General features: G+C 63.1%; 20 protein-coding genes and 1 tRNA gene. 11 read left to right on the forward strand and 10 right to left on the reverse strand.

Going from position 1 to position 17,709, the window contains the following annotated elements; genetic code table 11:
* Positions 1-146 precede the first annotated feature (146 nt).
* Positions 147-593, reverse strand: coding sequence for a hypothetical protein (locus tag OGL93_RS06760; protein WP_263261696.1), 447 nt, complete (start codon positions 591-593; stop codon positions 147-149).
* Between OGL93_RS06760 and OGL93_RS06765 the strand changes: the two genes are divergently transcribed.
* Positions 592-1,047 carry a tRNA (cytidine(34)-2'-O)-methyltransferase gene (locus OGL93_RS06765; RefSeq protein ID WP_263261697.1) on the forward strand — a complete coding sequence of 152 codons (456 nt, stop codon included), beginning with the start codon at positions 592-594 and terminating at the stop codon, positions 1,045-1,047. The genes OGL93_RS06760 and OGL93_RS06765 overlap by 2 nt on opposite strands.
* A 52-nt stretch (positions 1,048-1,099) precedes the next feature.
* Here OGL93_RS06765 and secB read toward each other — a convergent pair whose 3' ends face one another.
* From secB to OGL93_RS06780, 3 genes are read right to left on the reverse strand one after another with little or no spacing between them, the layout of a single operon-like run.
* On the reverse strand, positions 1,100-1,585 hold the full coding sequence (gene secB / locus OGL93_RS06770; protein WP_263261699.1) for a protein-export chaperone SecB: 486 nt from the start codon (positions 1,583-1,585) through the stop codon (positions 1,100-1,102).
* Between the two features lie 36 nt (positions 1,586-1,621).
* Positions 1,622-1,873, reverse strand: a complete 252-nt coding sequence (grxC, locus tag OGL93_RS06775; protein WP_263261700.1) for a glutaredoxin 3 — start codon at positions 1,871-1,873, stop codon at positions 1,622-1,624.
* Between the two features lies 1 nt (position 1,874).
* Entirely contained in the window at positions 1,875-2,288 is a 414-nt protein-coding gene (locus tag OGL93_RS06780) for a rhodanese-like domain-containing protein (RefSeq protein WP_263261701.1), read from the reverse strand.
* A gap of 192 nt (positions 2,289-2,480) precedes the next feature.
* Between OGL93_RS06780 and gpmI the strand changes: the two genes are divergently transcribed.
* The 4 genes from gpmI to OGL93_RS06800 all read left to right on the forward strand — a co-directional run bounded on the left by gpmI (position 2,481) and on the right by OGL93_RS06800 (position 7,549).
* Positions 2,481-4,016, forward strand: coding sequence for a 2,3-bisphosphoglycerate-independent phosphoglycerate mutase (gene gpmI / locus OGL93_RS06785; RefSeq protein WP_263261702.1), 1,536 nt, complete (start codon positions 2,481-2,483; stop codon positions 4,014-4,016).
* Between the two features lie 92 nt (positions 4,017-4,108).
* Complete coding sequence (locus OGL93_RS06790) at positions 4,109-5,377, forward strand: peptidoglycan DD-metalloendopeptidase family protein (protein ID WP_263261703.1); 1,269 nt, start codon at positions 4,109-4,111, stop codon at positions 5,375-5,377.
* A 38-nt stretch (positions 5,378-5,415) separates the two neighbouring features.
* Complete coding sequence (locus OGL93_RS06795; RefSeq protein WP_263261705.1) at positions 5,416-6,756, forward strand: S41 family peptidase; 1,341 nt, start codon at positions 5,416-5,418, stop codon at positions 6,754-6,756.
* 58 nt (positions 6,757-6,814) lie between these two features.
* Positions 6,815-7,549, forward strand: a complete 735-nt coding sequence (locus tag OGL93_RS06800) for a divergent polysaccharide deacetylase family protein (protein WP_263261951.1) — start codon at positions 6,815-6,817, stop codon at positions 7,547-7,549.
* Positions 7,550-7,627: 78 nt separating this feature from the next.
* Here the strand turns inward: OGL93_RS06800 and hisF are convergent, their stop codons facing one another.
* From hisF to OGL93_RS06830, 6 genes are all read right to left on the reverse strand, one after another.
* Complete coding sequence (hisF, locus tag OGL93_RS06805; RefSeq protein WP_263261707.1) at positions 7,628-8,398, reverse strand: imidazole glycerol phosphate synthase subunit HisF; 771 nt, start codon at positions 8,396-8,398, stop codon at positions 7,628-7,630.
* 88 nt (positions 8,399-8,486) lie between these two features.
* Entirely contained in the window at positions 8,487-9,233 is a 747-nt protein-coding gene (gene hisA, locus OGL93_RS06810; protein ID WP_263261708.1) for a 1-(5-phosphoribosyl)-5-[(5-phosphoribosylamino)methylideneamino]imidazole-4-carboxamide isomerase, read from the reverse strand.
* Between the two features lie 41 nt (positions 9,234-9,274).
* On the reverse strand, positions 9,275-9,532 hold the full coding sequence (locus OGL93_RS06815) for a DUF2164 domain-containing protein (RefSeq protein WP_263261709.1): 258 nt from the start codon (positions 9,530-9,532) through the stop codon (positions 9,275-9,277).
* Positions 9,532-10,170 carry an imidazole glycerol phosphate synthase subunit HisH gene (gene hisH / locus OGL93_RS06820; RefSeq protein WP_263261710.1) on the reverse strand — a complete coding sequence of 213 codons (639 nt, stop codon included), beginning with the start codon at positions 10,168-10,170 and terminating at the stop codon, positions 9,532-9,534. Before hisH ends, OGL93_RS06815 begins: the two co-directional genes overlap by 1 nt.
* The gene (gene hisB, locus OGL93_RS06825) at positions 10,170-10,763 is read right to left on the reverse strand and encodes an imidazoleglycerol-phosphate dehydratase HisB (protein ID WP_263261711.1); all 594 of its coding nucleotides are present in this window, start codon (positions 10,761-10,763) and stop codon (positions 10,170-10,172) included. Before hisB ends, hisH begins: the two co-directional genes overlap by 1 nt.
* A 162-nt stretch (positions 10,764-10,925) precedes the next feature.
* Positions 10,926-12,584 carry an OFA family MFS transporter gene (locus OGL93_RS06830; RefSeq protein ID WP_263261712.1) on the reverse strand — a complete coding sequence of 553 codons (1,659 nt, stop codon included), beginning with the start codon at positions 12,582-12,584 and terminating at the stop codon, positions 10,926-10,928.
* Positions 12,585-12,965: 381 nt separating this feature from the next.
* On the opposite strand from OGL93_RS06830, the gene OGL93_RS06835 reads away from it, so the two are divergent.
* From OGL93_RS06835 to OGL93_RS06860, 6 genes are all read left to right on the forward strand, one after another.
* On the forward strand, positions 12,966-15,188 hold the full coding sequence (locus OGL93_RS06835) for an AsmA family protein (protein ID WP_263261714.1): 2,223 nt from the start codon (positions 12,966-12,968) through the stop codon (positions 15,186-15,188).
* Positions 15,185-16,252 carry an A/G-specific adenine glycosylase gene (gene mutY, locus OGL93_RS06840; protein ID WP_263261715.1) on the forward strand — a complete coding sequence of 356 codons (1,068 nt, stop codon included), beginning with the start codon at positions 15,185-15,187 and terminating at the stop codon, positions 16,250-16,252. The genes OGL93_RS06835 and mutY overlap by 4 nt, the downstream gene beginning before the upstream one ends.
* Complete coding sequence (locus OGL93_RS06845; RefSeq protein WP_263261716.1) at positions 16,249-16,521, forward strand: oxidative damage protection protein; 273 nt, start codon at positions 16,249-16,251, stop codon at positions 16,519-16,521. The genes mutY and OGL93_RS06845 overlap by 4 nt, the downstream gene beginning before the upstream one ends.
* A 91-nt stretch (positions 16,522-16,612) precedes the next feature.
* Positions 16,613-16,688: transfer RNA gene (locus OGL93_RS06850), tRNA-Phe, on the forward strand.
* Positions 16,689-16,816: 128 nt separating this feature from the next.
* Complete coding sequence (locus tag OGL93_RS06855; RefSeq protein ID WP_263261717.1) at positions 16,817-17,263, forward strand: hypothetical protein; 447 nt, start codon at positions 16,817-16,819, stop codon at positions 17,261-17,263.
* 100 nt (positions 17,264-17,363) lie between these two features.
* Entirely contained in the window at positions 17,364-17,690 is a 327-nt protein-coding gene (locus OGL93_RS06860) for a hypothetical protein (RefSeq protein ID WP_263261719.1), read from the forward strand.
* The last annotated feature ends 19 nt before the right edge of the window (positions 17,691-17,709 follow it).

A 17,709-nucleotide genomic window follows, 5' to 3' on the forward strand; every position in this document is an offset into this window, starting at 1 on the left:
CCGGGGCAGGTCACTTCAGCCGCCCCACCCTTTCAGGGGCTTCGGTACAGGCAGGCCGGAGCTCCTTCTTTACACCGGGCACGGCATTGCGCCAGCGCCCACCCTTTTTGGGGACCTTGGTACAGGCAGGCCGGGGTTTCCCTCTTTTATTCGTCGCGCAGGCTCACATGCAGCCGCCAGTGACCCGCTTCTTCCGCCCCTTCCCACTGCGCGTGCAACTGCCGTGCAGCAATGACGTTAAGCAGTAGCCCCTTGTCCGTATGACGCAGCGTCCACTTCGCCTGGCGGCCATTGAGCTCCAACTGGCCCTGGAGCTGCGGACCGCTGGCGTCGAACAGAATCGCCACCGTGCCGTCGACCATCTCGCCATGCACCTGTGGCGCATGGTCGAACCACACATTCATTTCCCCGCCCGGCAGCAACTCGATCCGGTCGAATATGCTGCGCTCGGGGTCCATCAGCTTGCCGATCATCAACCCCATCAGCAGCCCGAACAATGCCAGCGAACCGAGAAAGCGGGGCCAGTAGGAAGATCGTGGTGGCAGCACTTCGGCGTTAGAATGCTGCCCGTCGTTCGTATCGGAGCCGCGCATGTTTCACGTCATCCTGTTTCAACCGGAAATTCCGCCCAATACGGGCAACGTTATCAGGCTCTGCGCCAATAGCGGCTGCCATCTTCATCTGATCGAGCCACTGGGCTTCGAGCTGGACGACAAGCGCCTGCGCCGGGCGGGCCTCGATTACCACGAGTATGCGCCACTCAAGCGCTATCCGGACCTCCCAAGCTGCCTGGAAAGCCTTGGCCACCCGCGCCTGTTCGCCTTCACCACCAAAGGCTCGCAGCCCTTTCACGACGTGCGCTTCGAACCGGGCGATGCGTTCTTGTTCGGCCCCGAGAGCCGCGGCTTGCCAGCTGAGGTGCTAGACGCCCTCCCCGCCAGCCAGCGCTTGCGGCTGCCCATGCGGCCCAACAGCCGCAGCCTGAACCTATCGAACACCGTAGCGATCGCGGTGTACGAGGCGTGGCGGCAGCACGGGTTTGCCTGAACGCGACACATAAAAAAAACGCCCCTCGGGGCGTTTTTCTTCAAGCATTGGCTCAGGCCTGAGGCGCCTCGCCGGCTTCCTGCATGCGCTGCAGCTCTTGCGCATACAAGGCATCGAAGTTCACCGGAGCGAGCATCAGTGCCGGGAACGAACCGCGGGTGACCAGGCTGTCCAGGGTCTCGCGCGCGTACGGGAAGAGGATGTTCGGGCAGAAAGCGCCCAGCGTGTGGCTCATCGCGCCAGCGTCCAGGCCTTTGATCATGAAGATACCGGCTTGCTGTACTTCTGCGATGAAGGCCACTTCCTCACCGTTCTTTACGGTAACGGAGAGGGTCAGCACCACCTCGTGGAAGTCGCTGTCCAGCTCCTTCTGGCGGGTGTTCAGGTCCAGCGAAACGCTCGGCTCCCACTGCTGGCGGAAGATCGCCGGGCTTTTCGGCGCTTCGAACGACAGGTCGCGAACATAAATGCGCTGCAGGGAGAACTGAGGCGCTTCGGCTTCTTCGTTGGCCGTGCCGTTGGTAGCTTGATCGGTCATGACAGATCCTTCTTGTAGCGTTCGGTAGGGTTATGTTCAGCGCAGCAGCGGGTCTAGCTTGCCCGCCCGCTCCAACGCGTAGAGGTCATCGCAACCGCCCACGTGATAGTCGTCGATCCAGATCTGCGGAACGGAGGTACGCCCGGCTTTTTTGGCCATTTCGGCACGCAGCAGCGGCTGACCGTCCACACGCACTTCTTCGAAAGCCACGCCCTTCTTGGCCAGCAGCGCCTTGGCGCGGCTGCAGTAAGGGCACCAATCGCTGGAGTAAACGACTATTCGCGGCATATCACTTCACCAAGGGCAGGTTATCGGCACGCCAGCTGGAGATGCCGCCGCCCAACTTGGCGGCGGTATGACCGCCCTTGAGCAGGTCGCGGCAAACAGCACCAGCGTGCTGGCCCATGGCGTCGACGATGATCAAGGTCTTGCCCTTGTGCTTTTCAAGTTCCGCGGCACGCGCCTGAAGCTTGTCCTGCGGGATGTTCAGGGCATCCACGATATGCCCGCCGGCGAAGTCTTTCTTGGCGCGGATGTCGATCACCACCGCCTTGTCGGCATTTACCAGGGCGGTGAGCTCACGCGGGCTGAGGCTGCGGCCGCCACGGCTGCTCTCGAGCAGCAACAGCAGAACCAGAAGAATGACGAAAAGACCAACGAGCAGGTAGTGATTGGTGGCGAATTCCAGCAAGTGAGCGACCATCGACAGCTTCCAGAGCGTGAAAAATGGCGGCCAGTATACACAGCGGCAGACCGCGGCCAAAGCCCACCGGGCGCCTGTTTCACGGAACCGGAACCGCCTTGGCGGGTCTGCTGGAACACGCCTGGGTACTCAACCCGGCGCAATTTACCCTAAGATATGTTTCTTATTCTCTTACAGCCGCGAGTGGGAACCATGACAGCCACGCCGAAACCTCTGGTCCTGATCATCCTGGACGGATTTGGGCACAGCGACAGCCATGAATACAACGCCGTCTATTCAGCGAAGAAGCCGAATCTTGACCGGTTGTTGCAAACCCACGCGAATGGGCTGATTTCCGGCTCTGGCATGGACGTTGGCTTGCCAGACGGACAGATGGGCAACTCCGAGGTGGGCCATATGAACCTCGGCGCGGGCCGAGTGGTTTACCAGGACTTCACCCGGGTCACCAAGGCGATCCGCGACGGCGAGTTCTTCGAGAACCCGACCATTTGCGCTGCGGTAGATAAGGCCGTGGCCGCCGGCAAGGCAGTCCACGTCATGGGACTGCTGTCCGACGGCGGCGTGCATAGCCACCAGGACCACATCGTTGCCATGGTCGAGCTGGCTGCCCGCCGTGGCGCCGAGCACATTTACCTGCATGCTTTCCTCGACGGCCGCGACACGCCGCCCAAGAGCGCCCATGGCTCGCTCGAGCTACTGGAAGGCATCTTCAGCCGCCTGGGCAAGGGCCGCTTCGCCAGCCTGATCGGCCGCTACTTCGCCATGGACCGCGACAACCGCTGGGACCGTGTGAGCGCCGCCTACAACCTGATCGTCGAAGGTGCCGCCGAATACCACGCTTCCAATGCCTCCGAAGGCCTGGAAGCGGCCTACGCTCGTGGCGAAAGCGATGAGTTTGTCAAGGCCACCACCGTCGGCGAGCCGGTGAAGGTGGAAGACGGCGACGCCGTGGTGTTCATGAACTTCCGCGCCGACCGCGCTCGCGAGCTGTCCCGCCCATTCGTAGAAAACGACTTCGCGGAGTTCGCCCGCGCCCGCCAGCCGAAACTGGCAGGTTACGTCGGCCTTACCCAATATTCCGCGAAGATCCCCGCACCGGCCGCGTTCCACCCCAGCAGCCTGGAAAACGTGCTGGGCGAATACCTGGCCAAGAACGGCAAAACCCAGCTGCGTATCGCCGAAACCGAGAAGTATGCCCACGTGACCTTCTTCTTCTCCGGCGGCCGCGAAGAGCCCTTCGAAGGGGAAGAGCGCATTCTGATCCCGTCGCCGAAGGTCGCTACCTACGACTTGCAGCCAGAGATGAGCGCGCCGGAAGTCACCGACAGGATCGTCGACGCCATCGAGCACCAGCGCTATGACGTGATCATCGTCAACTACGCCAACGGCGATATGGTCGGCCATAGCGGCATCATGGAGGCTGCAATCAAGGCAGTGGAATGCCTGGACACTTGCGTTGGCCGCATCGCCACGGCACTGGAAAAAGTGGGCGGCGAGGCCTTGATCACTGCCGACCACGGTAACGTCGAACAGATGGAAGACGTGGCCACCGGCCAGGCTCACACTGCGCACACCACGGAGCCGGTGCCTTTCATCTATGTGGGCAAGGGCCCATACAAGGTGCGCGAAGGCGGTGTGCTGGCAGATGTCGCGCCTACCATGCTGATGCTGCTGGGCCTGGAAAAGCCAGCCGAGATGACGGGCCACTCCATCCTGGTCGATGCCTGACTACTTGGGCAAAAGGGCGCACATGCGCCCTTTTGATTGGCGGTGCTGCCGGGCATACTAGCCCCATTATTTTTTCGGTAACGACCCACTCAATGCTCCGCGCCCTCGCCTTCCTTGCCCTCGCGGCCCTGACGCTTCCGGCCCACGCCGACGACCGCGCCCAGACCCAACAGCAGATCGAAGCCACCCGGCAAGATATCGCCGAGTTGAAAAAGGTGCTCACGCAGCTGCAGCAGGAACGCGCCGATGTACAGAAGGACCTGCGCGGCACTGAAACCGAAATGGGTAACCTGCAGAAGCAGGTCGATGCGCTACAGCAACAGCTTAAGAAGGCCGAGAGCGAGCTGCAACGCCTCGAAACAGAGAAAAAAAAACTCCAAAGTTCGCGCGCTGAACAGCAAAAGCTGATCGGCATCCAGGCGCGGGCTGCCTACCAGAGCGGTCGCCAGGAATACCTCAAGCTGCTGCTTAACCAGCAGAACCCAGAGCAGTTCGCCCGCACCCTGACTTATTACGACTACCTCAGCCAGGCACGCCTGGAGCAGCTCAAGGCATTCAACGAAACGCTGCGCCAACTGGCGGGTGTGGAGAAAGATATCCAGCTGCAGCAAGCCCAGTTGCTGGTACAGCAGGGCACCCTTGACGAGCAGCGCGGGGCACTGGAGCAGGTCCGCAAGGAACGCGAGGCTGCGCTGGCCAAGCTCAACGGCGACTACAAGGCACGCGACCAGAAGCTACAACAGCGCCAGCAGGATCAAGCCGACCTGCAAAAGGTGCTCGCTACCATCGAGGAAACCCTGGCCCGTCAGGCCCGGGAGGCTGAAGAGGCAAGGCGCAAGGCCCTGCTCGCCCAGCAGGAAGAAGAACGCCGCCAGCGAGAAGCCGCCGCCGCGAACGACACGCCGCCCCCTGCGCGAAAGCCAGCTGCGGAGGTCCGCGTGAGCACGGGCGAAACCTTTGGCGGAGCATTCGCTGCAGCCCGCGGAAAACTTCCATGGCCGGTCGATGGTCGACTATTGGCGCGCTTTGGTGAATCCCGCGGTGATGAACGTACCCGCTGGGACGGCGTCATGATCGGCGCGTCCGCTGGAAGCGCCGTGCATGCCGTCCACGGGGGCCGAGTGGTGTTCGCTGACTGGTTGCGTGGCGCCGGCCTCCTGGTGATCCTCGACCATGGGGACGGCTATCTCAGCCTGTACGGGCATAACCAAACGCTGCTTAAAAGTGCCGGAGACGTGGTCAAGGCTGGTGAAGCGATCTCCACGGTCGGCACCAGCGGTGGGCAGGACACACCAGCATTGTATTTCGCCATTCGCCAGCAAGGTCGGGCCACCGACCCTGCACAGTGGTGCCGCGGCTGACGCTGCACCGGTCAAACAGGATCAGGAGTTCGTTCGACATGCTGCATTCCTCCCGCCTTTCCATGCTGGCCCTGGCTCTGCTGATGGCGGCGCCCTTGGCGAACGCCGCCGACCCGGCGCCTTCCAAACCGGCGCCCGCACCTGCAGCATCGCCGGTCACCGCGCCAGCCGCCAAGGCACCGCTACCACTGCCGCTGGACGAGCTGCGTACCTTCGCCGAGGTGATGGACCGCATCAAGGCCGCCTACGTTGAGCCGGTCGACGACAAGACGCTCCTCGAGAACGCGATCAAGGGCATGCTGAGCAACCTCGACCCGCACTCGGCCTACCTGGGCCCAGAGGACTTCGCCGAACTGCAAGAAAGCACCAGCGGGGAATTCGGCGGGCTGGGTATCGAAGTAGGCGTGGAGGATAACTTCGTCAAGGTGGTGTCGCCCATCGACGACACGCCCGCCAGCCGCGCTGGCATCGAGGCCGGTGACCTGATCGTCAAGATCAACGGCCAGCCGACCCGCGGCCAGACCATGAACGAAGCCGTGGACAAGATGCGCGGCAAGGTGGGCGAGAAGATCACCCTCACGCTGGTGCGGGATGGCGGCAACCCCTTCGACGTGACCCTGGCCAGGGCGATCATCCAGGTCAAGAGCGTGAAAGCCCAGCTGCTGGAAGATGGCTACGGCTACATCCGCGTGACCCAGTTCCAGGTCAAGACCGGCGAAGAGGTCGGGGCCGCCTTGGCCAAGCTGCGCAAGGACAACGGCAAGAAGCTCAACGGGTTGGTACTCGACCTGCGCAACAACCCCGGCGGCGTGCTGCAAGCGGCGGTGGAAGTGGCCGACCATTTCCTGACCCATGGGCTGATCGTGTACACCAAAGGCCGCATCGCCAACTCGGAGCTGCGCTTCAACGCCGACCCGGCGGACGCCAGCGAGGGCGTGCCGCTGGTGGTGCTGATCAACGGCGGCAGTGCGTCGGCTTCGGAAATCGTCGCCGGCGCCCTGCAAGACCAAAAGCGCGGCGTGCTCATGGGCACCGACAGCTTCGGCAAAGGCTCGGTGCAGACCGTGCTGCCGCTGAACAATGACCGCGCGCTCAAGCTCACCACCGCGCTGTATTTCACCCCCAACGGGCGCTCCATCCAGGCCCAAGGGATCATTCCGGACGTGGAAGTGCGCCGCGCCAAGATCACCCGCGAGCAGGATCCGGAAAGCTTCAAAGAAGCCGACCTGCAGGGGCATCTGGGTAATGGCAATGGTGGCGCCGAACGGCCCACTGGCTCCGGCGTTGCGGACAAGAAAGCCCGCCCACAGGATGATGACTTCCAGCTCAGCCAGGCGCTTAGCCTGCTGAAGGGCCTGAAGGTCACCCGCGGCAACTGACCCTATGCGTGCGTGGTTACTGGCGGGCCTGCTCGCCTTGCATTGGGCGGGGCAGGCAATGGCCCAGGAGGGGGCAGCGGGTTCGCCTGCTTACCTGAGCCTGATCATCGACGACCTGGGCCAGAACCCTACCCGCGATAGCCGCGCCTTGGCCTTGCCGGGGCCAGTGACCTTGGCGGTGATGCCAGATACCCCGCATGCGGCGGAATTTGCCCGCGAAGCCCACAAGGTCGGCAGAACGGTGATCGTGCACATGCCTATGGACCCCGCCACTGGGCCGTTTGCCTGGCAACCAGGAATGCCCGAGGCGCAGCTGCGCGAGCGCCTGGCGGCGGCCTTCAAGGCAGTGCCCTACGCCGCTGGCCTGAACAACCATGAAGGCAGCCGCATGACCACCCAGGCCGATGCCATGGCAGTGCTCGCCAGTGAGCTGCAGCAGCGGCGGCTGTTCCTGGTCGACAGCCGCACTAGCCCCGGCACCCAGGCCGCCGCCCAAGCGCAAGCCATTGGCCTGGCAAGCGTGTCCAGGGATGTGTTCCTCGATGATGTGCGAACCCCGGAGGCCATTGCCGAACAGCTAGCCAAGGCCGTGGCGCTGGCCCATCAGCAAGGCTCTGCCGTGGTGATCGGCCACCCTTACCCGCAAACCCTGGCGCTGCTGGAGCAGGCCCTGCCCGGTTTGAAAGCCCAAGGCGTGGAGATGATCAGCATTCGGCAGATGATCGCGGAGCGGAGCAACCAGGCCATGCGCGGGCATGGCCGGAAGGGGACATATGCGCCCTCCAGAGAGTGAGGGCAGGTCCGGGCCCTGTGAGCCCATTTCGCGGGCAACGCCCGCTCCCACAGAGCTTCACCGCGAGCCCGAGACCGACTAACGCACGCAAATCCCTTGCGCGGCCATAAAGGCCTTGGCCTCTGGCACGGTGTATTCACCAAAATGGAAGATGCTGGCTGCCAGCACCGCGCTGGCGTGGCCTTGGGTAATGCCGTCCGCCAGGTGTTGCAGGTTGCCCACGCCGCCAGAGGCGATCACCGGGATGCCCAAGGCATCGCTGATGGCGCGGGTGACGCCCAGGTCGAAGCCGTTTTTCATGCCGTCCTGGTCCATGCTGGTGAGCAGAATTTCGCCGGCGCCCAGGCCTTCCATCTTTTTGGCCCACTCCACCGCATCCAGCCCGGTGGGTTTGCGCCCTCCATGGGTGAATATCTCCCACCGGGGCGCCTCGCCCGGCCCAGAGACCTTCTTGGCGTCGATAGCGACCACGATGCATTGGGAGCCGAAGCGCGCGGCAGCCTCGCCCACGAACTCTGGGTTGAACACCGCCGCGGTGTTGATCGACACCTTGTCCGCGCCGGCGTTGAGCAGGTTGCGAATGTCCTGCACGGTACGCACGCCGCCGCCCACGGTCAGTGGAATGAACACTTGGCTGGCCATGCGCTCCACGGTATGCAGGGTGGTGTCGCGCCCGTCCACACTGGCGGTGATGTCCAGGAAGGTGATTTCGTCCGCGCCCTGCTCGTCGTAACGACGGGCGATCTCTACCGGGTCCCCGGCATCGCGGATGTTCTCGAACTTCACGCCCTTCACCACTCGGCCGTTGTCCACGTCCAGGCAAGGGATGATGCGTTTGGCTAAAGCCATGGGGCCTCCTTCGGCGGAGCTGCAGGTTCTAAGCTTCAAGCGGCAAGAAAAGGCGGATCGCGATACGCTTCTTCTTGTGGCATGCCGCTTATGCCTTGCCGCTCGTGTATTGGTCACAGAACGCCTGGGCTTCAGCCACGTCCAGGGTGCCTTCGTAGATGGCCCGGCCGGTGATGGCGCCGATGATGCCAGGGGCCTTGGCAGCCAATAGGGCCTTGATGTCGCCCAGGTTGTGAATGCCGCCAGAGGCGATCACCGGAATGCGGGTGGCCTCGGCCAGGGCCGCAGTGAAGGGCACGTTGCAGCCCTGCATCATCCCGTCCTTGGCGATATCGGTATAAACGATGGCCGAGACGCCGTCGGCCTCGAAGCGCCTGGCCAGGTCGATCACCTGCACGGTGCTGACCTCGGCCCAACCATCGGTGGCGACGAAGCCATCCTTGGCATCCAGGCCAACGATGACCTTGCCGGGGAATGCCTTGCACGCTTGAGCCACGAACTCCGGCTCTTTCACAGCCTTGGTGCCGATGATCACGTAGCTCACGCCGGCCTTTACATAATGCTCGATGGTTTCCAGCGAGCGGATGCCGCCGCCAATCTGGATCGGCAAACCGGGATAACGGCGTGCAATGGCGGTCACCACTTCACCGTTGACCGGCTGGCCTTCGAAGGCGCCATTGAGGTCCACCAGGTGCAGCCGGCGGCAGCCACCATCTACCCATTTGGCGGCCATGCTCACCGGATCGTCGGAGAACACCGTGGAATCTTCCATGCGGCCCTGGCGCAAGCGCACACAGGCACCGTCTTTGAGATCGATAGCGGGGATGATCAGCATCTGTGAAACCTTTGAAATCGGTGAACAGCGAAGCCCGGAAGTCAGTGCTTTTCGAGCGCCCACAGGTCGCTTTCGATGCTTTCGAACCTCTCCTTGAGGTGCGCCTGCGCATCGAAAATCGCCCTGTTGTAATAATGTGGAGCTATTTCACGGGTAAACAGCTCGAGAACTTCAAGCGCCTCGAACGAGCCCAGGTCCAAGTCGAAGCGGTCTTGCAGGAGCCGCTTGATATGGGCCACCGCCTCGCGCTCCTGCTCGGGTGTAAGCGTGAGAATCGGCGACTTTTTGGCCTTGTTCATTACCAGCGCCCGTCCCAGGCGGCGAAGTTCTGCAGCAGTTGCAGGCCGTGGGTGTGGCTTTTCTCGGGATGGAATTGCACGGCGAAGCGTGGGCCCTCTGCCAGTGCGGCGGCGAAGTCCTTGCCGTAATGGCCGCGGCCGACCACCTGCGAAGCCTTGCCTGCCTCGATGTAGTAGCTGTGCACGAAGTAAAAGCGGGCGCGGTCCGGAATGCTGTGCCACAGCGGGTGGTCCACCGGCATGCTGATTTCGTTCCAGCCCATGTGCGGCACCTTCAAGTGCTCGCCGTCTTCGTGCAGGGCCTTGCCGAAGAAGCGCACCTGGCCCGGGAACACGCCAATGCAATCGACGCCATCGTTCTCTTCGCTGCGCTCCATCAGCGCCTGCATGCCCACGCAAATGCCGAGGAAGGGACGGTCCTTGCTCACTTCATGCACCAAGGCATCGAAGCCAAGCCTGCGGATCTCGGCCATGCAGTCGCGGATCGCGCCAACGCCGGGGAACACTACCCGGTCCGCCTCGCGGATCACCGCCGCATCGCTGGTCACCAGCACCTTACCGGCCCCCACGTGCTCCAAAGCCTTGGCCACGGAGTGCAGGTTACCCATGCCGTAGTCGATCACCGCTACCGTTTGCATCAGAGTACGCCCTTGGTGGAAGGCATTTGCCCGGCCATGCGCTCGTCCAGCTCTACAGCCATGCGCAGCGCGCGGCCGAAGGCCTTGAACACGGTTTCGATCTGGTGGTGGGTGTTGATACCGCGCAGGTTATCGATGTGCAGGGTCACCTGGGCATGGTTGACGAAGCCCTGGAAGAACTCCTGGAACAGGTCCACATCGAACCGGCCCACCACCGCGCGAGTGTAGGGCACATGCATTTGCAGGCCGGGGCGGCCGGAGAAGTCGATGACCACCCGCGACAAGGCTTCATCCAGTGGCACATAGGCATGGCCATAGCGGCGGATGCCTTTTTTGTCCCCCACGGCGCGGGCAAAGGCCTGGCCAAGGGTAATGCCCACGTCTTCGACGGTATGGTGATCGTCGATGGCGAGGTCACCCTTGCACTCGATATCCAGGTCGATCAGCCCATGGCGGGCGATCTGGTCGAGCATATGCTCGAGGAACGGCACGCCGATATCGAACCGGGCCTTGCCGGTGCCATCCAGGTTGATCGAGGCTTTGATCTGGGTTTCCAGGGTATTGCGCTCGACGAACGCCTTACGTTCGGCCATCACCAACTCCGCACACATTCATTCAGCGAAAAAGGGGCACATTATAGGCCCATAGCGGCAGCGGCATGAAGCGAACGCGACGAAGAAACGCAAAACCCCGCGCAGCCGAAGCAACGCGGGGTTTTGGTTAAAGCGGTTCTGTGCCTGAAGGCGGCTCAGCGCTTAAAAGAGCACGGCAACCTTCTGGATGGTGATCATCACCCCCCACGCCAGCGGGATGCCGACCGCCAGCCAGGCGGCAATCACCCATGGCAGAGTGTCCGAAGCGGCGCGCCATTCCAGGACTGTCGAGCCATTGCTGCTCTTGTCGTGGCTGATAGCGCGCTCTGCGGCCAGCTGCTCGGGGGTCATGAAGTACTTGCTGGCAACCGGGCGGATCAGCGCGTTGCAGATAAAGCCCAAGACCAGCAAGCCGGCCAGGATGTACAGGGTAATGTCGTAAACCGCCGCGCGTTCAACGCCGATGCTCAGCTGATATTCGCGCAGGTAGTTGACCAACACCGGGCCCAGCACGCCAGCCGCTGCCCAGGCAGTCAGCAGGCGGCCGTGGATCGCGCCGACCATCTGGGTGCCGAACAGGTCCGCCAGGTAAGCCGGAACGGTCGCGAAGCCGCCGCCGTACATGGACAGGATGATGCAGAATGCCGCCACGAAGAGCACGACGTTACCCAGGTGCCCAAGGTTCGGCACCAGCGCGTAGAGCGCCACGCCCAGGGTGAAGAACACGAAGTAGGTGTATTTGCGGCCGATGTAGTCCGAGAACGACGCCCAGAAGAAGCGGCCGCCGATGTTGAACAGGCTCAGCAGGCCGGTGAAGCCCGCGGCGATCGCAGCGATCTGCGCCAGTTGCGCCGGCGCCAGTTCACCGAAGGTCTGGTTGGTGCCCAGCAGCTTGCCGGCGAACACTTCCTGCAGCAGCGGCGACGCCATGCCCAGAATGCCGATGCCCGCCGAAACGTTCAGGCACAGCACCAGCCACACCAATACGAACTGAGGGGTTTTCCAGGCCACGCTTACATGCACATGGCGGTCGGTGATCATCGCGTTGCCAGACTTCTTCGCCGGCGCGGTCCAGCCCTCGGGTTTCCACCCGGTTGGCGGCACTCGGTAGGTCAGGGCACCACCGATCATGAATACGAAGTAAATGGCGGCCATCACCAGGAAGCTCTGCCATACGCCTACACCGGCAGGCGACGCGAAGTGCGACATCAACGCCGTGGCCAGAGGGGCGCCGACCATCGCGCCACCACCAAAGCCCATGATCGCCATGCCGGTAGCCATGCCGCGCTTATCCGGGAACCACTTGATCAGGGTCGATACCGGCGAGATGTAGCCCAACCCAAGGCCAATGCCGCCGATCACCCCGGAGCCGATCCACATGAGCCAGATCTGGTGGGTGTACACACCCATCGCGGAAATCACCAAGCCACCGCACCAGCAGATCGCCGACACCACACCGGCCTTGCGCGGGCCGGCATGTTCGAGCCAACCGCCCCATGCAGCCGCCGAGCAGCCCAGGAAGATGAAGAACAGGGTGTAGATCCAGCCGAGCATGGAAATCGGCCAGTCGCAGTCAGAAGAGAACACCTGGCTGACAAAGCCCATATCGGCTGGGCAAGCGACCGCGGCGGTTACGCCCAGCGCCTTGGACAATGGCAACCAGAACACCGAAAAGCCATAGGCCATGCCGATGCACAAGTGAATGGCCAATGCCGCTGGCGGGACCAGCCAGCGGTTGAAGCCCGGCTTGGCGATGATGCGTTCCTTGGCGAGGAAACCCGGCCGGCCGGCCGCGCCCGCCGCATGAGTGCTTTGAGTCATTTACTACCCCTGGTTGTGGTTAGGCTCGCGGTCGCAACTTCGAATCATGTTTCGAAGTCAGAGGACCGCCACGATCTTTCAGGCAAGGCGTGCTGATCGTTTTATAGGCGATCGTCCCGCAAGCGACAAACTGCCGCACAAGGGCCGACGACGCGCGAAGGTTAACATTTGTTTAAGCGAGTGGAAGCAAACTGCTATCGTGTTTTTCTCGCCTTGTGGCCTGTCGCACATCGGGCCATATCAAGACTGCCGAACGCATGCCTTGCGCTTATGCCCAGCTGAGGCGGCCGTGAGCCACCCAAGCGCAACGTTGGCCGCTTGCGGGGAAGCAAAACGTTATACTCGCGCCCATCGACGAATCGGACTAAAAGGACCCTGCCCATGAAAGCGTTCGGCAAAATCCTGGGGCTCTCCATACTCGGGCTGTTGCTGATCATCGTGGCTCTGGGCTTCGCCCTGACCCATTTTTTCGATCCCAACGACTACAAGGGGCAGATCCGCAAGCTGGCCCGAGAAAAAGCGCATGTGGAGCTGACCCTCAACGGCGACATTGGCTGGAGCCTGTTCCCCTGGCTGGGGCTTGAGCTGCACGACGCCAGCATCGCCACGTTGGCCCAGCCGCAAACGCCCTTCGCCAACCTGCAAATGCTCGGCCTGTCTGTGCGGGTGCTCCCCCTGCTGCGGCGCGAAGTGCAGATGAGCGACGTGCGCGTGGACGGTCTCGAACTGAACCTCCAGCGCGACGCTCAGGGCCACGGCAACTGGGAGGATTTCGGCAAGCCGCTGCCGGGCGATGCCGCCCAGCCCGGCGTGGCCAGTGCCGACGCCAGCCCGGATTCGCCGCCGCCCCCGGAGCGTGGCCGTGCCCTCAAGCTGGATATCGACAGCCTTACCCTGAACAACGGGCGAGTCAGCTACCTGGACGAACAGAGCGGGCGTAGCTTCAGCGCCGAGAGCATTCAGCTGAGCACCGGCGCCGTGCATGCCGCCACGGACATCCCTGTTACGCTCACTGCATTCCTCGGCACCAACCAGCCAGAACTGCGTGCGCGCACCGAACTCAAGGGCACGCTGCGCTTCGACCCTGGCGTGCAGCGTTATCAGTTCGAAGACATGCGCCTGGGTGGCGAGCTCACAGGGGCGCCCCTGCAGGGCCAGACGCTTACCTTCTCCGCGCAAGGCCAGCTCTTGGCGGACCTAGGCGCGCAGGTAGCGGACTGGAACAACCTCAAGCTCTCCGCCAACCAGCTGCGCGCCCTCGGCGAGCTTCACCTGCGCGACCTCGATAGCGCACCGCAACTCAGCGGCGCGCTCTCTATCGCCCAATTCGACCTGCGCGCGTTCCTCGAAGGTATCGCCCAGCCAGTGCCAGCCACCGCGGACAGCTCGGCGCTGACCCAGATCGAACTGGTAAGCCGGGTAACGGGCGACCGTAATGCCCTGGCGCTGGAAGACCTCAACGTCAAGCTAGACGGCAGCACCCTCAACGGGCGCCTGGCCGTGGAGGATATTGCCCATCAGGCCCTGCGCGTGCGGCTGCAGGGCGACAAGCTCGACCTGGACCGTTACCTGCCCGCCGACAGCGAGCAGGCCAAAGGCACTGCCGCCGCGCGCCAGGCCGAGGTGCAAGGCAGCGAGGCGGCCGCGGTCGCGGCGGGCGGTAACTCCCCATTGCCCGATGCTCCCGGCCGGCAGGCCTGGAGCGACGACCGCCTGTTCCCGATCGAGCGCCTGCGTGCCATCGACCTGCAAGCTGAGCTCAGCGTGGGCCGGTTGACGCTGCAAAAGCTGCCTATCGATAGCGCCCGCCTGACCGTGGCAGGCGCGGGCGGCCTGCTCAACCTTCAAGGCCTGAGCGGGCAGGTTGGCGAGGGCGAATTCAACGCCAACGGCAGCCTGGACGTGCGCCCCGACACCCCGCTGCTCAACCTGCAAACCCGGCTGAACCGGGTACCGGTGGAAGCGGTACTCGCCGGCCACGTCGCCAGCCCGCCCGTGCGCGGCCTGCTGACCCTGGACGCTACCCTGAAGGGCAGCGGTAACAGCCAGAAATCACTGGTAGACAGCCTCGACGGCAACGGCCACTTCGCCCTGGACAACGGCGTGCTGGTAGATGCCAACCTCGAACAGCAGCTGTGCCAGGGCATTGCATTGCTTAACCGTAAAACCCTGAGCAGCGAGCCACGCGGCCGCGATACGCCCTTCCAGCGCCTGGACGGCAGCCTGACCTTGCGTGACGGCGTTGCCAACAACCCTGACCTGAACGCCAGCATCCCCGGCCTGCGGGTAAGCGGCAACGGCGACATCGACCTGCGCGTGCTGGGCATGGACTACCGCGTAGGCGTGGTGGTGCAAGGCGAAAGCGGCAACATGGCAGACCCTGCCTGCCAGGTGAACGATCGCTTCGCCAACCTGGAATTGCCAATCCGCTGCCGCGGCCCGCTGGAGCTGGGCGCCCGCGCCTGCCGGGTGGACCGCGAAGGCCTGGGCCAGGTCGCCGTGCAAGCGGTACGCAACCGGGTGGAAGAGAAGATCGAAGATAAACTGGGTGACAAGGTCAGCCCCGAACTGAAGGACGCCCTCAAGGGCCTGCTGAAACGATGACCCCAGAGCAATTTTCCGGCGCCGTGCTGAGCTGGTTCGACCGGCACGGCAGGCACGACCTGCCGTGGCAGCAACAGATCAACCCGTACCGCGTGTGGGTATCGGAAATCATGCTGCAACAGACCCAGGTGAGCACCGTGCTCAACTACTTCGACCGCTTCATGGCGGCGCTGCCTACCGTTCGCGACCTGGCCGAAGCACCTGAAGACGAAGTGCTGCACCTATGGACCGGCCTTGGCTACTACACCCGCGCGCGCAACCTGCAGAAAGCCGCGCGAATGGTGATGGCGAACTACCAAGGCGAATTCCCACGCGACCCTGCCCTGCTGGAAACGCTACCCGGCATCGGCCGCTCCACCGCCGGTGCCATCGCCAGCATCAGCATGGGGTTGCGCGCGCCCATCCTGGACGGCAACGTGAAGCGCGTGCTGGCACGCTATACCGCCCAAAGCGGCTACCCAGGCGAACCCAAAGTAGCCAAGGCATTGTGGGACGCCGCTGAGCGCTTCACCCCGCATGCCAGGGTGAACGACTACACCCAGGCGATGATGGACCTGGGCGCCACCCTCTGCACCCGCAGCCGCCCTAGCTGCCTGCTGTGCCCGCTGCGAGAAGGTTGCCGCGCGCACCTGCTCGGCGAAGAAACCCGCTACCCCGCGCCCAAGCCGCGCAAGGCCCTGCCGCAGCGGCAAACGCTGATGCCGCTGGTCGCCAATGGCCAAGGCGAGATCTTGCTGTACCGCCGCCCGTCCAGCGGCTTATGGGGCGGATTGTGGAGCCTGCCTGAGCTCGACGGCTTCGGCGACATCGAACATCTGGTGGCCCAGCACGACCTGACCTTGCGCGGCACCCATGAACTCCCCGGCCTGACCCACACCTTCAGCCATTTTCAGCTGACCATCGAGCCCTGGCTGGTGCGGGTAGATGCCCAGGCCGCCCACGTGGCCGAGGCCGACTGGCTCTGGTATAACCTCGCCACCCCGCCGCGCCTGGGCCTTGCCGCCCCGGTGAAAACCTTGCTCGAGCGCGCGGCCGTTGCCTTGCACGCAGGAGAACCCGAATGACTCGCACCGTGATGTGCCGCAAATACAAAGAAGAACTGCCAGCCCTGGACCGCCCGCCCTACCCCGGCGCCAAGGGTGAAGACATCTTCCAGCACGTTTCGCAGAAAGCCTGGGCCGACTGGCAGAAACACCAGACCCTGCTGATCAACGAACGCCGCTTGAACATGATGAATGCCGAGGACCGTAAGTTCCTGATGGCCGAAATGGACAAGTTCCTCTCTGGCGAGGACTACGCCAAGGCCGAAGGCTATGTGCCGCCCGCGGAATGAACCCGCTTTCGCGTAAGCGACGGTAATGATTAAAAAAATTTTGCACCAGCGCTTGACGCCCCCCTGAAAAACCCGTTTAATGCGCCCCGTTGCCCAGGTAGCTCAGTTGGTAGAGCAGGGGATTGAAAATCCCCGTGTCGGCGGTTCGATTCCGTCCCTGGGCACCACTAATACCGAAACCCCTGAATCGAAAGATTCAGGGGTTTTTTGTTGATGGCTGCGTGAAAGGCGCCTGCCTTCATGTGCTGCGCTACGCTGATAGCGCTTCGTTCCGCGCCGGCAAAGGAGCCCGCTGATGTCCTCCCCTCGCAAGCAGCAGAAGAAAAACAAGCGCGCCTCGGCCAAGGCTCGGCAAAACCGCATTCTGCGCAACAATGTGCCCGATGCGCCAGCGCCGAAAAACCCGGACGCTCTCGCCCCAGACACCATCAGCATGGAAGACTTCTTCGAAGGCGGGATGGAAGCGCAGGTGTTCGATGAAATGTTCGACGCCATGAAGCACGCCGAAGAGCATGGGCTGCAGGCGGTATGCGAGGTGTTCCATGAGGAGTCCCCGCTGCCATTGGTAGTCGACAACTATTCGGCCGAAGACATCGAAAACCTGATCGTTTCCCTATGGGTGGCTTACTACGAACTCCAGGGCATGGCCGAAGACGATGCCGTGGCCAAGGTCAGTTCCGACGAGTTCATGCAAGCGTATATAGCCGCCAGCGAGGCGGTGGTCGCCCGGGCGGCTGAATAACGCCTTACCGAACCTTTACCGTCGCTAGACAGCGCTTTACACAGGCATGGTGTTTCATAGGCTCATGGCGCAACCCAAACCGGCGCCTTGAGGAGACACCATGTTTGCGAAGTTGACCAAAGCCCTGCTTCTTTCCACTTGCCTGGTGGCCGCTGGAGTCGCCGGTACAGCGTCGGCGGACGAACGTGATCTGATCGTGCCAGTGATCGCCGGTGCCGCGGTAGGCGCCTTGATCGCCGGCAACTGGGACAACGGCGGCCATCATCATTACCACGAGCCACGCTACGCCCCGCAGCCCCGGCCGGTGATGTATGTACCCGCACCACAGCCTGTGTACTACCAGCCAGCACCACAGCCTGTGTATTACCGCCCAGCGCCACCACCACGGCATTGGGAGCACCAGCGCTTCGATGGCCCCCGCTGGTAAGCCCGCGGGCAACAAAAAA

The organism is Pseudomonas sp. RIT-PI-S (genome assembly GCF_025642975.1).
Lineage (GTDB): Bacteria > Pseudomonadota > Gammaproteobacteria > Pseudomonadales > Pseudomonadaceae > Aquipseudomonas.